General features: G+C 42.9%; 13 protein-coding genes. 2 read left to right on the forward strand and 11 right to left on the reverse strand.

The window, feature by feature from the left end:
- Position 1: 1 nt before the first annotated feature.
- The 6 genes from uraH to xdhA all read right to left on the reverse strand — a co-directional run bounded on the left by uraH (position 2) and on the right by xdhA (position 6,736).
- A complete protein-coding gene (gene uraH / locus sps_RS05460; RefSeq protein ID WP_077751605.1) occupies positions 2-343 on the reverse strand; it encodes a hydroxyisourate hydrolase in 342 nt (113 codons plus the stop codon).
- The gene (uraD, locus tag sps_RS05465; protein ID WP_077751606.1) at positions 340-840 is read right to left on the reverse strand and encodes a 2-oxo-4-hydroxy-4-carboxy-5-ureidoimidazoline decarboxylase; all 501 of its coding nucleotides are present in this window, start codon (positions 838-840) and stop codon (positions 340-342) included. Before uraD ends, uraH begins: the two co-directional genes overlap by 4 nt.
- Before the next feature lie 11 nt (positions 841-851).
- On the reverse strand, positions 852-1,910 hold the full coding sequence (gene alc, locus sps_RS05470; RefSeq protein ID WP_237157996.1) for an allantoicase: 1,059 nt from the start codon (positions 1,908-1,910) through the stop codon (positions 852-854).
- Between the two features lie 75 nt (positions 1,911-1,985).
- Entirely contained in the window at positions 1,986-2,900 is a 915-nt protein-coding gene (gene xdhC, locus sps_RS05475; protein WP_237157997.1) for a xanthine dehydrogenase accessory protein XdhC, read from the reverse strand.
- 25 nt (positions 2,901-2,925) lie between these two features.
- Complete coding sequence (xdhB, locus tag sps_RS05480) at positions 2,926-5,286, reverse strand: xanthine dehydrogenase molybdopterin binding subunit (protein ID WP_077751608.1); 2,361 nt, start codon at positions 5,284-5,286, stop codon at positions 2,926-2,928.
- Positions 5,279-6,736, reverse strand: coding sequence for a xanthine dehydrogenase small subunit (gene xdhA, locus sps_RS05485; RefSeq protein WP_077751609.1), 1,458 nt, complete (start codon positions 6,734-6,736; stop codon positions 5,279-5,281). The genes xdhB and xdhA overlap by 8 nt, the downstream gene beginning before the upstream one ends.
- 659 nt (positions 6,737-7,395) lie before the next feature.
- Between xdhA and sps_RS05490 the strand changes: the two genes are divergently transcribed.
- The gene (locus sps_RS05490; protein WP_077751610.1) at positions 7,396-10,086 is read left to right on the forward strand and encodes a bifunctional acetate--CoA ligase family protein/GNAT family N-acetyltransferase; all 2,691 of its coding nucleotides are present in this window, start codon (positions 7,396-7,398) and stop codon (positions 10,084-10,086) included.
- 47 nt (positions 10,087-10,133) lie between these two features.
- Here sps_RS05490 and sps_RS05495 read toward each other — a convergent pair whose 3' ends face one another.
- The 4 genes from sps_RS05495 to dmeF form a co-directional block, all read right to left on the reverse strand.
- Positions 10,134-11,165, reverse strand: a complete 1,032-nt coding sequence (locus sps_RS05495; RefSeq protein ID WP_077751611.1) for a GGDEF domain-containing protein — start codon at positions 11,163-11,165, stop codon at positions 10,134-10,136.
- Between the two features lie 137 nt (positions 11,166-11,302).
- The gene (locus tag sps_RS05500) at positions 11,303-12,934 is read right to left on the reverse strand and encodes a phosphoethanolamine transferase (RefSeq protein ID WP_077751612.1); all 1,632 of its coding nucleotides are present in this window, start codon (positions 12,932-12,934) and stop codon (positions 11,303-11,305) included.
- 313 nt (positions 12,935-13,247) lie between these two features.
- Positions 13,248-13,667 carry a MarR family winged helix-turn-helix transcriptional regulator gene (locus tag sps_RS05505; RefSeq protein ID WP_077751613.1) on the reverse strand — a complete coding sequence of 140 codons (420 nt, stop codon included), beginning with the start codon at positions 13,665-13,667 and terminating at the stop codon, positions 13,248-13,250.
- A gap of 59 nt (positions 13,668-13,726) precedes the next feature.
- Entirely contained in the window at positions 13,727-14,698 is a 972-nt protein-coding gene (dmeF, locus tag sps_RS05510; RefSeq protein WP_077751614.1) for a CDF family Co(II)/Ni(II) efflux transporter DmeF, read from the reverse strand.
- A gap of 281 nt (positions 14,699-14,979) precedes the next feature.
- On the opposite strand from dmeF, the gene sps_RS05515 reads away from it, so the two are divergent.
- Positions 14,980-15,999: a Gfo/Idh/MocA family protein gene (locus sps_RS05515; RefSeq protein WP_077751615.1), complete on the forward strand. Its 1,020-nt coding sequence runs from the start codon at positions 14,980-14,982 to the stop codon at positions 15,997-15,999.
- A gap of 255 nt (positions 16,000-16,254) precedes the next feature.
- Here the strand turns inward: sps_RS05515 and sps_RS05520 are convergent, their stop codons facing one another.
- A complete protein-coding gene (locus sps_RS05520; protein ID WP_077751616.1) occupies positions 16,255-16,896 on the reverse strand; it encodes a bifunctional 4-hydroxy-2-oxoglutarate aldolase/2-dehydro-3-deoxy-phosphogluconate aldolase in 642 nt (213 codons plus the stop codon).
- Position 16,897: the final 1 nt, after the last annotated feature.

Here is a 16,897-nt window from a genome sequence, read left to right on the forward strand (position 1 = left end):
CTTAGCTGCCGCGGTAAGTTGAATAACCGAACGCGCTTAATAACAAGGGAATATGGTAATGACTATTTGTCCCATCGAGTTCGAATACAATATCAACAAAAGGATAAAACCCCTTCTCATTATTGGCCTCGAAGTAACACTTGGTCTCAAAATGCATACGGTAAACCCCAGCATCGAGCACAATATTGTCGGCTAAAAGACCTGCAATACGACCATCTGAATTAGTCACACCCGAAGCTAATTCTTGCCAAGCATCACCGTTTTTGACAGATAATGTGATAGGCAGTTCCTGTGCGGGGAGCCCACGAGTGATGTCTAGGACATGAGTAGTTATTTGGCTCATATTAGTTTATTTAACCTCAAGTGGAAGATTTTACGCTGCTCTTCAGCGGCATTAGCGAGTTCTGTAATTTTATTATTAGGCAAGCGTGCGAGTAACAAGGCAAGCATCTGCAGTGCACTCTTACCCGTCGCGCACACAATAAAAATAAAACCAAACTTTTCGAGATAGTCGGCATTACCTTGGGCTAAATCCAGTAAAACTTGCTCAGAGGCCTGATTCACTGAGCTTTGTTCACCACTGGCCAGCTCCTTAGTATTGGCATATTTTTCCCTCAGGGTATTCACATTACCGATTTGAGGGTGACCTTCAAACGCCTCTAAATAATCTGGCTCCAACGACTTAGCCCAAGCAAGATCGGCTTGGTAAGCTAACGCTCGCTCGTCAATAAAAGGACGCGCCTGTACCATAGCCTCAACCCAATTAGATGCCGTACAACACTGCATAAAGGCATGTGTAGCATCTTCAACAGATAAGCGGTTTAATTGTTCTAAGTTCATATAAACACCACCTAAACTTTACGATTACCAAACACACGCATGCGTGATATACCGCCATCAGGGAATATATTCAAACGTACATGGGTATAGGTCTGATCCTCATCAGCAAGAATCTCATTAATAAAGAGGTGTTCGCGATGAGCATAGAGTTTGGTGCGAGCAATAATGGGTTGCCATTTATCTTCCTGCTGGCCGTTACTAAAGTCATCACTGTCCGTTACCATACCTTCCAAGGTAAAAGTATCAGGAAAGTTACCTTTAAAATGACAGGTATCTATGATCACTTTTTCAACACATCCACGACTGGCAAGTTTAACAATCGACCAATCAGGTCCGAGATCGCGACGACGTTTAGTTTCCCAGCCATCCCCCATGTTCTTACCTCGGCCAGGCATGATTAAGTTATTCTTATCACTAAAGAACATGTCGCTGACTAATAGCGCTTTAGCACCATTCTTGATGTAAGCTAAATCGATTAGCTCTCCAGCAATGAAATGCTCCCAATTCACATCGGCCTCGCCATAAACACGTATACGAGCCACACCGCCGTCTGGGAACATGTTAAAACGGATATGGGTCCAGGCAGTATCATTGCTAATAGCAAAAATATTTTGGCTATGGGCTTCGACAGAGCTTCTCTGTAAAACGGTATGCCATACCGTGTCGGCACCGGGTTCTACTTCGCTGATACATGCTTCTACCGACACAGACTCAGGCGCATTACCACGGAAGTAGTTGGTATCGATATCAAGACCACGAATAACGCCCTTTATGCCAAGCCTGATAATACACCAATCGAACTCACGGCCATTATCACGACCGTAGCTGCGACGAGACTCCCAACCGTCCATCCACTTACCGCGATCGGTAAATTTATCATCAATAAATATTCCTCGACCCGGTTTAATCAAGTTTTCCATTTCAGCAAAAAAATCATCACTACAAGACAAGGTTTCACCGCCAACCGCCTCACTGGCTAAGTCGACACAGTGCGTTTTTAGCTGGCGCTCTAATTCGAGGGGCTCACCACTTAACTTGTTTTGTTGTTGTGTATCTATATCTAACATCATTAGTTATTTTTCCTTTTTACTCTGTAGGGCATAATGAGCCACCTTGTGACTCCTGTTTAATACGTTAGCAAATGCCTAATCGGCATTAAGCAATTGCTTTAATTCTTTCCAATTAACGCCCTGTTGTGAACTCGGATGTTTTCTGGATACAGCTTGTGAACCGGTATTTAGCCTCTGATTCAGAACTTGCTCAACCTGTCGCTTTTGTTCTACTATTTTTTGTTCTTCGGCTTGATACTTGTTAATAATTTCAGCCGAAACAGACACAGCAACTTCAATGGGCAACTTACCGCCCACCTGCTCGAGTCCAATTGGGCAGCTCATACGAGCCACTTGGTTTTGATCTACATCTCTGTGCTTGTAGCGCTGCTTAAAACGACGCCATTTCGTGTCAGAGGCGATAAGGCCTAAGTAACTAAAATCTGCACGCTTGAGCACAGCTTGAGATATTTCAAAATCCATTTGATGGTTATGAGTCATCACCACAAAATAGCTGTTTTCGGGCATAGAACCGACTTCAAACTCCGGCTCCTCACTCACCACTTTAGTCACATTAGGGTAAGTGTCCATGGTCGGAAATTGCTCTTCACGACTATCGACCCAAGTGACATGACAAGGCAGTTGAGCCAATATGGGGATCAAAGCCTTGCCTACATGCCCGGCTCCAAACAGCATGATGTTCACACCAACAGCGGTAAAACACTCAAATAACACGCTAGCATTGCCACCACAGCACTGACCTAAATTACTCGCCAATTGAAAATGCTCTAAATGTTGGTAGTTCTTGCCGACTGCCAGCATGGTTCTAGCGTATTTAATGGTTTTATGCTCAAGGTGCCCTCCCCCTATGGTGTCAAAAATGTCATCTTGGCTGATCACCATTTTAGTGCCGCTGTTTCTTGGGGTTGAACCAGAGACACCCACGAGTGTCACTAAGACATAAGCTCTGCCTTGCGTACTTAGTTTATTAGCCGCGCTGCTCCAGTTCATTGTCATCATATTCCCCTATAGTCTCTTAACCTTGATTGCAGGCTTTCATGGATTCAACCGCCCACAGCACTCGTTCAGGCGTTGCTGGTGTATCAAGTGCGGGGCTTAATTTGTGATCTGATACGCTTGAGATCGCATCTTTTAACGCTGACCAAACAGACATCCCCAACATAAACGGTGGTTCACCCACCGCCTTCGAGTTATAAATGGTCTGCTCACGGTTTGGATCGTCAGAGACTAAATTGACACGAAAATCAACAGGTGCATCGCTGATTGCCGGGATCTTATAGGTTGCAGGGTTATTAGATAACAGTCGGCCTTGTTCATTCCAAACCAATTCTTCTGTGGTTAACCAACCCATGCCTTGAATAAAAGCACCTTCAATTTGGCCAATATCTATCGCTGGATTTAGTGAATGACCCACATCATGCAAGATATCTGCGCGCAAAACTTTATATTCACCGGTTAAGGTATCGATAAGCACTTCAGATACCGCTGCACCAGTGGAATAATAGAAAAATGGCCGACCCTTACCCGTTACACGATCGAAGTGAATTTTAGGTGTTTTATAGAAACCTGTCGCCGATAATGCGACTCGTCCCATATAAGCCTGTTGCACAAATTCAGCGAAGCTAAATCTCTCCACACCTACATGGACTTGGTTTTCAGCAAAGATAACCTCATCTTGATCTACACTGTATTTTTTACTGGCAAACTCAATCAGGCGTTGCTTAATAATTTTAGCTGCAGCCTGGGCCGCTTTACCATTTAAGTCAGTACCAGACGAGGCTGCAGTGGGTGAAGTATTGGGCACTTTATCGGTTCTGGTTGCCGATACACCAACCGTATCTACGTCTACCTGAAACTCTTCGGCAACGATTTGTGCAACCTTGGTAAATAATCCCTGACCCATCTCAGTGCCACCATGGTTTAGATGAATCGTGCCATCGGTATACACATGCACGAGCGCACCGGCCTGGTTAAGGTGTTGAACAGTAAAAGAGATCCCGAATTTAACGGGCGTTAAGGCAATCCCTTTTTTCAAAATGGTGTTTTCACTATTGAACAGATTGATGTTTTCACGACGAACTCGATAATCAGAGCTTTGCTCTAGTGAGGCTATCAGTTCTGGGATCTTGTTATGCTCAACCTTTTGATGATAGTGAGTTTCATTGCGGTCATCTGTGCCATAGAAGTTGATCTTACGAATTTCTAAGGGATCTTTTCCTAAGTGACGCGCAATATCATCCATAACCATCTCAATGGTCATCATGCCTTGGGGGCCACCAAACCCACGATACGCAGTGTGGGATACCGTATTGAGTTTACAACGATTTCCCGTAACAGTGGCCTGATCTAAGTAATAGGCATTATCAGAATGGAACATGGCTCTGTCGACGATGGCATCGGAAAGATCCGGCGAGTAACCACAGTTACCATTGACATTAATGTTAATGCCTTTGATTTGGCCCTGACTATCAAACCCAACTGTATAATCGTTTTCAAAAGGATGACGCTTGCCTGTCATACACATATCGTCTGAGCGGTTTAGTTTAAGCTTTACCGGACGCTTACTTTCATTGGCAAGCAGGGCCGCAATACATGCCCAAGGCGCCGCCTGTGTCTCTTTACCGCCAAATCCTCCGCCCATACGGCGAGTGTCAACAACTACAATGTTAAGTGGAATATTCAATACTTCAGCAACCAGCTTTTGCACTTCACTCGGGTGCTGGGAAGAAGAAAACACTAGCATGCCTCCTTCTTCAGTCGGCTCAGCAGAAGAAATTTGACCCTCTAGGTAAAAGTGCTCCTGGCCGCCGACTGTGATTTCACCAGATAATTGGTGTTCAGCACTGGCAATAGCCGTTTCTGAATCGCCTCGCTTCATGGTGTACGGTGGACGAACAAAGCTTTGCTTCGCTAAGGCATCTTTGACACTTAACACAGCCTCTAGCTCTTCATAATCAATTTTAGCGAGCTTGACTGCACGGTTTGCTAAGTCATGGCTTATTGCTGCGACAGCAAAGATTGGCTGACCCACATATTCGACTTTCCCAATAGCAAGAACAGGATCGCCAGGAAATACTGGACCAATATCGGTATGACCCGGCACATTGTCTACCGTGATCACAGCGACGACACCTTCAGCCGCTTTTACAGCAGAGAGATCCATGGATTTAATATTGGCGTGGGCAACACTACTTTGGCCTATAGCGGCATGTAACTGCCCTCGAAGTTCAGGCCTATCATCGATATATATCGCTTCACCACTCACATGCTTTTCGGCGCTTTCGTGTTTTTTTGAACGACCAACACCACCTAAACCTACGCTAGTTAGACTTATGTCTGACAAATTGGCTTTATTTATTTCGATAAGACTACGCATAGCTAACCACCCGTGTTTCAATTGTTCTGTTTTGCAATTCGAGATAACATTTTTGCATTAAGTTTTGCGTAACTTTCATTCGGTATTTGTCTGACGCGCGTACATCTGACATAGGATTAAAATCCAGTGTTAATGCCTGCTGAGCCACTGTGATATTTGCTTGGGTTAATGGTTTATTCAATAAGGCTGCTTCACAGTGTTTAGCGCGCATAGGAATACCAGCCATACCACCGAAAGCAATCCGCAAGTCGATGACAATATTATCTTTTAGCTCAATGAAGAAAGCAGCCAGTACTGCTGAAATGTCGTCATCGATGCGTTTTGAAATCTTATATAACTTAAGAAACTGTCCGGGTTTGGCTTTGGGTATGTAGAAATTTTTAATGAACTCTGAATCTTTCAACACGGTTTTTTTGTAAGCGATGAAGTAATCTTCAACCGCAATTTTTCGTTCTTTATCACCACGTTGTAGAGTCATTTCGGCCCCTAATGCAATGAGCGCAGGCGGCATGTCACCTATTGGTGAGGCGTTACCGACATTGCCACCTAAAGTACCGTTATTACGCACCTGTCTGGAGCCTATACGTTCAATCATCTCACCGAGCTCGTGATATTCATCGTGTAGCATTGGCGTAAACTCGGTATAGGGTACTGCTGAACCAATCACAAATTGATCATCATTGTTTTCAAGGGTACGTAGCTCAGAAACATCACCCAAATACACTAAATCGTTAATGATATTTAAGTTTTGAGTGACAGATAGCGCTAAATCGGTACCACCAGCCACTAAGGTTGCCTTGGGCTGCTCAATGAGTTTCTGTGCCAGCTCCGCTGCATTTTTGGGTGCAAAATAACTGCGTTGGCTGTCTGAGAGACTGGCGGATGGTAGTTGTTTGAAATTATTGAGATGCTGCACTGTTTGTTTATAGTGTTTAGTAAATGAATCGGCCTGTTCATGCTCACTAGACTCCATGGCGGCATCTATTATCGAGCGATATCCGGTGCAACGACATAAATTTCCAGCAAGCGCTTCGATAACCTCGCCTCTACTCGGCTTGCTACTGACTTTATGTAAGGCAAACGACGACATCACAAAACCTGGTGTACAAAAGCCACACTGTGAGCCATGGTTATCGACTATTGATTGTTGCACATGGTGTAATTTAGCGCCGTCTTTGAGGTCTTCCACCGTAATGAGTTGCTTGCCATGTAAGCTACCTACAAAGCTAATACACGAGTTTATCGATTTGTAATTTAATTCTTGTTTATTATTTTCTAATTCAGCGACCACGACGGTACAAGCCCCGCAATCACCAGAACAGCAACCTTCCTTGGTTCCTGTATTAAATGTCTTTTCGCGCAGATATTGCAGAACCGTCAAATTCGGGTCTATGTTTTCTAATGTCACTACATCATTATTGAATAAGAAACGAACTGTACTCATTGTCATAATTTGTCCCGTACTTGATCTTGTAAATCGGTGTGTGCTCACTTTTTGTTAATTTAGGTATATCAGAACAAAAAACCTGACACAAGTGTCAATTATATAAAATCAACACATTTCATTAACATACACCTTGGTATTTAAGCGATACGACTTAGGTTAACGTCAGTTAAAAACAGTAGAGAATATATAACATAATCATTTACTATCAACAGGATGAAGGCTTTCAAAACAAAGTGATCAGCAAGAATATAAACCACAATTACAGGATTTAATTTCTCCTATACAATTTGTTTCCTATCATGGAAGAAAACGGAAAGTCAAAGCAAAGCCATCAAAATACACAGCAAATTTATAACGATAAAATATTGAAATTTTGACTGGAATGCATCAATCGTTTGAATTTAAGTAAGCCCTTTTTACGGGGCATTTCGATAGCATCCTTGTATCAAAAAATGAATAAATATGCCTTGAGATTGCAATAAAAAATAGCGCTAAACTTAGGGTTTTACCTTGTTAAGTGATTAGACCTGTCTGCTTAAATATGTGATCATCAAGGTGATTGTTTAAATATCTGGTGTGTCACTAAGTTGTAATAATCTCTATCATAAATTCTGTATATAAGAACAATGTAGTGAGTCACCCAGTGATAAAAGGAAGCACTAATGAGTCAGCGTACGTTACATAGCCTATTTAACCCTAAATCAGTAGCCATTATTGGTGCCTCAAATACTGAAAAACGTGCCGGTAATGTCATTATGAGGAACTTGCTCGCTGGCGGGTTTTCAGGTCCTATCATGCCAGTCACCCCAAAGTATCAAGCTGTGCTCGGTGTCCTCGCCTACCCCAATATTGAAGCTCTGCCGTTAAAACCTGATTTAGCCATCATCTGCACCGCCGCGGACAAGGTACCAAGCATTGTCGAAACATTAGCTCAATTTGGTTGTAAGACAGCCATCATCAATGCCTCAGGGATGGGCCAGCAGTTGAATGATATGGGGGTTGATCTGCTCACTCAGGCCAAAAATAATGCTAAGCGCTATGGCATGCGACTCCTTGGACCCAACAGTTTAGGTATGATGCTGCCGAATTTAGGCTTGAATGCCAGTTTGGCTCATACTAGTGCCCTGCCAGGAAAAATAGCCTTCGTGTCACAATCGGCGGCCATATGCACAACAGTTCTCGATTGGGCTAATAACAAGGGCATAGGTTTCTCCTCTTTTATTTCTCTGGGGGACACCACAGATATCGATTTCGATGAGCTGCTCGATTATTTAGGCAGAGACTCACGCACCAGTGCAATCATGCTTTATATCGATTCAATAAATGAGAAACGCCATTTCCTCTCAGCTGCACGCGCTGCGTCCCGTAACAAACCCATATTGGTGATAAAATCAGGGCGCAGCCTGGAAGGGACCAACGCCGCAAAACTTCATACTGGTGGACTAGCGGGAAATGATGCTGTTTATGAAGCCGCTTTTCGGCGCGCTGGTATGCTTAGAGTCAATGACTTAATCGAACTCTTTGCCGCCGTTGAAACCTTAGCCCACTCCTCCCCGCTGCTCGGTGAGCGCCTGGCCATTATCACCAATGGAGGCGGGCCAGCCGTACTCGCTTTAGACCAACTCATGTTAGGGGGTGGAAAGTCTGCAGCATTAGATGATGTGTCTTACCAAGCGCTAAACCAACTTTTGCCCTCAACCTGGTCTGGCCAAAACCCCATAGACATAGGTGGAGATGCAGATGCAGAGCGCTACACTAAAGCAGTAGAAATCATGATGAACAGCAATTTAGCCGATGCTATCTTGATACTGCACTCACCTTCTGCTTTAGGGGATAGCGTTGAAATAGCCGATCGTTTAGCTAAAATGGTGACCAAGCACCCCAACAGGAAAAGGGTCAATATCCTAACCAACTGGAGTGGTGAAGATGCCGCTTATCAGGCACGTAAACGTTTTAATCAAGCCGGACTCCCAACCTACCGTACGCCAGAGGGAGCCGTTGGCGCCTTTATGCACATGGTTGAGTACCGAAGAAACCAGAAACTTCTGCAGGAAGTGCCCCAATCGATACCAGATAATATTCCAACAAATGCATACCAAGCGAAAGCCGCACTAGTTAACGCCAAGAAATCGGGAAAAAAAATATTAGAAACCCATGATTCACAAGAAATATTAAGTGCCTATGGATTAAAAACCATCGACACCTATGTCGCCCAAGATCCTCATAGTGCTGCTGAGATAGCCCAAGATATTGGTTATCCGGTGGCCTTAAAGGTGCAATCACCCGATATACATCATAAATCCGATGTCCACGGGGTCATGCTTAACTTAAGCAACAAAAATGAAGTAATACAGGCGGCAATAGCCATAAAAGAGCGTGTGTTGTCTACCAATCCAGATGCGCGTCTCGAAGGCTTGTTAGTACAGAAGATGGCATTAACGGCTGGGGCGCAAGAGATCCGCGTCGCAGTCATTAACGATCCGGTTTTTGGTCCAGCGATCTTACTCGGTGAAGGAGGTTCTGAATGGGAACCCTCTACAGATGCAGTAGTTGCCCTACCACCATTGAATATGGCTTTAGCAAGATACATGGTGATCCAAGCGCTTAAGACCAAGAAGCTTAAGGATCGTCATCTTCCTTTGGGCCTGGATATGAACGCGCTATGTGTGATGTTGACACAAATATCCCATCTGGTGATCGATTGTCCCGAAATCGCCAGTATCGATCTTAACCCTGTGCTATGTGCGGGGAAAAACATTACTATGCTTGATGTGAACATACAGCTCAATGAACACCCCCTCGATAACACCTCTCGTCTCGCTATTTCCCCCTACCCAAAGGAATTGGAACAAGTGGCTAGATTGAAAAACGGTCAAGACATTATGCTGAGGCCCATTTTACCAGAGGATGAACCTAAGCATCTGGCATTCGACAACTCCTTGTCTGATGAAGACAGGTATAAACGTTACTTCGGTGTTCGTTCAAAAATGACCCACGAAGAGATGGCCGTGTTAACTCAAATCGATTACGCCCGGGAAATGGCCTTTATTGCGACATCTAAGAGTGATGATGGCGAAGAGATCACACTTGGCGCTATACGGGCTTCTATCGATCCGGATAATACTGAAGCTGAATTTGCCATGGCCGTGAGGAGCGACCATCAGGGGCAAGGGTTAGGTAGGTTGCTTTTGGAAAAACTGATCGCTTATTACAAGACTAATGATACTCAGGTGCTCACTGGCTATACCATGTTTGAAAATCGTAGCATGGCAAATCTCGCTAAACGTCTTGGTTTTACTGTGACTTTCGATATGGAAGAGCACTTGATTAAGATGGATATGCAACTGAAATAGTCATACATCAGCTATCAGGCTCACATTAAGCCTGATAGCTTCACGTGTTATTCACTACAAACACGGTTCCTACCCGTTGATTTGGCACGATACAGTGCTTCATCGGCCCTGACAAAGTAGCTTTCTCGGTCATCACTGAGAGTAAGGGCCGACACTCCCAGTGATACAGTAATTGACCCCAAAGATAATTTCTTATCTTTACCTATGGTTAATTTACGTTCTGCAATCACCTTGCGTAATTGCTCAGCGACCACCAATGCATTTGTCAACTCAGTGTTTGGCAGCAAGATCACAAACTCTTCACCGCCATATCGGGCAACAAAATCAGTCCCTTTCACCGCTTGCTTCAATGCTAAAGCCACGTATGCCAGCACCTTGTCCCCAACTAAGTGACCATGGGTATCATTAAACTGTTTAAAATGATCGATATCTATCAAGAGTAAACAACTTGGAGACTGGGTTTGAATAAACTCTTGCATATGTTTCATCACCTCATCCTCAAAGCTACGCCGATTGTTGAGTGATGTGAGTTGATCTGTCATGGCAACCAGATTAAGACTTTCCATTTCGATTTTTAAAGAGCTCACCTCATCACGCATGGTATTTAAGCTCCCTTCCATCTGTTTATTACTTAAAATCACCCCTTCAATATTATCGACTAAGCTATTGACCAGCGTATTAAGGACTTCGACATCTGGCTGTTGTTTTAACTCTTGACTGAAGTCAGATAAGGTATCAGAAAGACGGGCTGTACCTTGAGTCAACTTGCTGACTTTACTGAATAAACTATTGATAATGATTTGAGTTTCAATTTGAACATTTTCAATCACTTCTGGTGATTTTTCTTGAATGAAATTCTTGTGAAGCCCATCATTCACTTCCGTACAAAAAGTGATGCCATTTGAGATAAGGCCATCGATGGCGCGTTTAAGGTCTAAATTAATACCGAGATAATATTCATACCAAACGGCATAATTTACAGGCGTGACGGGAATATTGAGTTCAGACATTTTAGGTACTGCATGTCTGAGGATTTTTGCTGATAGCTCTGTATCTGATAGGTGTTTCGCTAAGTTCATGCTTCCACCACCCTGTGAATGATTATAAGTAGAGTTTTATGGATCTCGTTAGCGCAGAAGATCCGTTCACAATTGAGTAAGAGTACTAACAATAAACAAAAAAGAGGATGTTGCCATCCCCTTTGTGAACTATTTACTTATTTAGGCAGCCTACATGAGCTGAATATATCTAAGCTTTTATCGTATACTTCTGATTTTACATTCATTATTCCAAGTAAAGAATCAAAAATATTATCATGAGAAAAACCACCGACTTGTGCCTTATCATTGAGGCAAGCCAAGTCTAGGTTATTTTCAGAGGCGAAATTTTCAGAAAACCAAGTGAGCATAGGGATCTGTATCTGTTCGTCTGGCGCGATTGCATAAGGTGCACCATGGAGGTACATGCCTTTTTCCCCCAAGGATTCCCCATGATCAGACACATAGATCATCCCAGTATCGTACCTATCTTGCTGTGACATGAGTTTATCTATAACTTGAGCAACAATATAATCAGTATAAAGTATGGTGTTATCATAGGTGTTCATCAAAGCTTCATCACTGCAATTTTGAATATCACTTCTCTGACAATCCGGGGTAAACTTTCTGTGTTCCTCTGGATAACGTAAGTAATATGTCGGCCCATGAGAGCCTATGATGTGTAATACCAGCAAGCTATCCTTGTTCTTAAGTTCTGCCAGCGCTTTGTCCAACTCATTCAATAACACCTGATCAAAACAATATTGTCCATTACAAAGCTTAGGGTCGCTGTCTAGCTTTACCATCAGATGTGGCACCCTATCACACACCCCTTTGCAGCCACTATCATTATCGAGCCAAAGCAGTTCTATGCCACCATGTTGCAATACATCCATCACACCGTCTCGGGCCTTGGCTTCGCTGGCATCATAGTCGTTGCGAGTCATATTAGAAAACATACAAGGCACAGAAACTGCGGTAGCCGTGCCACATGAGGTCGTATTCATAAATGCGGTCATACCGTATGGCTTGGTATAAGTGTTAGTGGGTTTATCATAGCCATAATATTCATAATTCATCGATCTGGCTGTTTCGCCAAGCACCATCACCATCAGATTAGGCTTCTTATTTGTATCTCGAGTCTCGTTAACCGCATCTAAGCCTATCTGTTTATACACCAGAGGAGTCTGTAAATAGTTGATATTAGTATACTTGGCGATCGAAGCAATCACATAAGTCGGAATAATAAAACGTTTTAACTCATCATTATTTCGCCCAAAAGACACATAATTTTGATAATAAAAGAAACCTATAACCCCTATTCCAATCAGCATTAACAACATGAATGCAAATTTATGCAGTAGCTCCTTTATCACAGGTTTATACTTGATATTCAGTTTTAATATCACAAATGAAGGCAATAGCCCCGTTAGCAGGAAGTTGACCACAGAGGATAAATTAATATAGGTAAATGCCTCAGCCGAATTGGTCTGCACCGTGTTTTCAATCATCCCATAATCAAATACGACACCATATTGCAGTGCCGCGAAAAATACGCTGGAAGAAAGCAAGGTGACACAAATGAAGAAAGGCTTTAGCAAATATTTAAAGGTAAATAGTGAAAATAGAAAACTCAAGGCAAAAATCAAGAATAGCGGGATTGTTGCAATAAACAGAGGGTCGACCTCCCCCTGCTTTTCTATGCCAGTCTGGACGATTCTAAAAAACGGTATGTTGAAGACCACAACATAGAAAATAGAAATGAATAGGGTAAATTGGATGACAGTTGGATTTTTTAATCGAGTTAGCACACGGATCCTCACTCACTAGATAATATCGACAAGAATACAGTTAATTAAAATTGTAAAACGAGCGCTTAGTACAAGCCAGTTGAACAAGCTATCGAAGCTGACTCAAACCAAAAACCTCGCCCAAGCATATGAGAACGAGTCGCAGATTTAGATCTATTCGACATAGGGACAACGACACTAAACAAAAGTTATAACTAAGTTTAGTTCTAGCGCTGTGAAAAAAATGTGTGTACGAGATAATTATCGTTTTCTACTAAGCATCAGGAGGAATTTCGCTAACAAGGAAGTACATCTAGTAAAGATGAGCTAGATATTAAAATTCGGCATTGATACGCTGCATAAAGCTAAGCAGTTGTACTCTCTCAGCATCAGAAAACTTGGCGGTTAGCTCTCCTGTTAGCTGCAGATGTAACGCATCATGCTCTCGAAATAACTCTTGTCCTTTATGGGTGAGATCTACTAAAATTGAGCGTCTATCTGACTCGTGGGGCATGCGAGTCACCAGATCTGCTTTAACCATCTTATCGATTTGTACCGTAAGTGTGCCTGTAGTTACTCCAATTTTATCTGCAAGCTCCTTCATCCTCATAGCGCCATGGCCGCCTAAAATCTCTACCGTGTGGATCTGTGGCAAACTGTGGCCATTATCTTTTACCACGGCCTGTTCCCAGGAAGAAAGTTTCTCATAGAATTCAACCATGACATGGTTCAACTGATCTTCTGTAGACTTCATTTACTTCTCTTAAATAGATGCAAGTGCTCATGACAAACAACCATGAGCACTTATTAATATTATGCGCTATATTCTGCCCGATTTGAGGTATTAACTTCAATAGTCAAATGGTTAAGACGTGTGAACTGACTCAATTTATTTTTATAAAAAGCGGCTTCTTTAGGTTCTGGCGTTACGATAGCAAGTTCGGCTGCATAGTGATCGCCGCTGATCCGCCATACATGAATATCCGAAATGGTATCTTGAGTCCCCAACTCGATAGCCTGAACTATATCTTGCTTATAATCATTTTCGATACTCGTATCTAACAGTATCGGTGCCGTTTGTTTTAATAACTGCCAAGCCCACCTTGTGATAATAACGGAGCCGACGATCCCCATGACAGGGTCTAGCCAATTTAAGCCATAGAGTTTACCTAATAATAAGGCACCTATGGCGAGTATTGACGTCAATGCATCTGCAAGCACATGGAAATATGCAGCCTTTAAATTATGATCATGAGTCTGAGTATGTTCATGAGTATCTTCTGCTGTATGACTATGGGAATGACCGTGGGAATGATCGTGTGTGTGATGGTCCTTTAATAAGAAAACACTGATCACATTCACCGTCAGCCCAATAATGGCAACCATAATAGCTTCATTGAATTGAATCTGATGTGGATTAAATACCCGCATGACAGATTCAACCAACATGATGAGCGCCACTAGTCCTAAGGCAATGGCACTAGTAAAGCCACCTAACACACTGACCTTTCCTGTCCCGAAGGAGAATGCCGGATTATTGGCATGTTTTCTTGCGTAATGATACGCAAACAGCGTGATCATAAATGCCGCGGCATGGGTCCCCATATGCCAACCATCAGCCAGTAATGCCATCGAACCATAAACGGTTCCTGCGACGATTTCGGTAATCATGGTCACCACAGTCAAGTAGAGTACATAACGGGTATTACGCTCTCCGGCATCACTAACCGAAGCAAAATTATGTGTATGCTGCCATCCACCTGCCACATGATTTTTATTATTCATTGTTAACCTTAATTTTTATCACTTTTAAAAGGCCTCTAAACTAGTTTGAGAGCCAAACAAAATGATTTTAATATAGTTTGATGATCAAAGTATATTAGTATTATTATTTAGTATCAAATAGTGTGATATGACACTCAATTGCAGTAGCTGGGTAACAATGGTATTGCCTATCAGTTTCATATTATTGCTCTCAATGAAAACAAAAAATATCTTTCGATACAAGGCGTTTTAAGGCAGTCTTATATCTCACTTTCAACGGATTATAGAACCTAGGAGTTAAGATGGATCAATTACGTGTAGGGGTCGTCGGTAGCGGTTTAATTGCAGGAGTGCTAGCTCGTGCAATCAAAGCGGCTAAAGGTATTGCTCTCACAGCAGTCGCAAGTCGACGACTATCTTCTAGCGAATCTTTTGCAAAAGAACACGAGATTGAGAATGTGTTTACCTCTTGGCAAGATTTAATAAACTCGAATAAAGTCGATATCGTCTACATCGCCACGCCGACTTCTGTAAGAGAAGAGATTTCTATCGCCGCAACCAATGCAAACAAACACATAATAGCTGAAAAACCTTTCGCCGATCTCGCTTCATTGAAACGGATCACCTCAGCAGCTCGAGAAAATCGAGTCGCATTTATGGATGCAACGCACTTTGTTCATCATCAGCGTTCACCTCAATTACAAGCATTACAACTCGATGAGATAGGTGAAGTTCAGGCGGTTAATAGTAATTTTTTCTTCCCACTGATGGAAAGAGACAACATACGTTTTGATTTAGAGAAGGAACCCACCGGTGCCGTCGGCGATATGGCTTGGTATTGTATGCGCGCTATTACTGAATACTTAAGACCTGAATCAGATCTCATTAAGGTCGAGGGCTCAATCATTCGGGATAATCAAACTGATGCCGTTATTCGTGGCAGTGGTCTCTTGGTATTTGCCGATGGAAAATCGTCAACAATCAACTTCGGTTATAATGCCGGCGTAGGTTTAATGGATTTAGATATCATAGGTCATACTGGTATATTCAGGCTTGATGATTTCGTTCTTGACTGGAAGCAAGGCTTTGCCTTCGACAACCCTGAACATAAAACAGGATTTTACAAACGCTCAGGGATGCAGTCGCCAGCAGAATATCAATTTATCGAGAGTGAAACGGATAAACCCCAAGCAGAACTTATGCTGGAAAAATTTATTAAACTGGTCGCGGCCCCAACATCAGCAGACTCCTTAGCTAGCATGAGAATTTCAGAACAGACTCAATTTCTGTTAGATGAATATTGGAATAGCGTAAACGAGTGATTTTGAATTATAAAAAAGGCTGCCAGTAGGCTAATGCCGGTAAGTTAAGAAAAAATATTGATAAAATAAGGGCTACAGGGGATTTAATCTAAATCTGGCTGTAGCCCTTACTCGTTATGCTGTTAGTCAATGATTGCTACACAAATTCCGTTAATTCAGAAAGTGAATAAAAGGTGATTATGTATGCAAAATAGTGACTCAGTGATCGGCATTACTGCCAGTAGGCAGCCTTAAATCAAATTAAGCCATTTAACATTAAATCCCGCTAATGGCTTCTTTACAGAGAGCGGTAATGCGAGCCCAGTCACCCTGTTCCATCGCATCCGTTGGCGCTATCCAGCTGCCACCGATACAATCAACATTCTTCAGTGCTAGATAATCACGGTAACTGCTGGGCGTGATCCCACCCGTAGGACAGAAACGAATATCTGCTAGTGGACCAGAGAACGCCTTAAGCGCATTGACTCCGCCAGATGCTTCGGCCGGGAAAAACTTGAAATTGGTATATCCAAGTGACATGCCCGTCATCACTTCAGAAATGCTGGCAACGCCCGGGATCAAAGGGACATTTCCCGCCATAGCAGCTTTTAGCAGGCTAGGTGTGGCGCCAGGGGTAATAACAAATTGAGCACCTGCATCGACAGCTTGCTGTAACTGATCTTCATTTAAAATAGTCCCTGCACCAACAAGTGCATCGGGAACTTCCTTGGCAATTTTAGTGATGGCTTCTAACGCACAAGGTGTACGTAAGGTCACTTCCAGTACGCTGATCCCGCCCGCAACGAGAGCCTTAGCTAACGGCACGGCATCTTCTATCTTATTGATCACCATGACAGGAACAATAGGGCTGCGTTTAAAAATATCTTGTGGTTGTAATGACCAGTTATTCTCAGGCATT

Source organism: Shewanella psychrophila, assembly GCF_002005305.1.
GTDB lineage: Bacteria > Pseudomonadota > Gammaproteobacteria > Enterobacterales > Shewanellaceae > Shewanella > Shewanella psychrophila.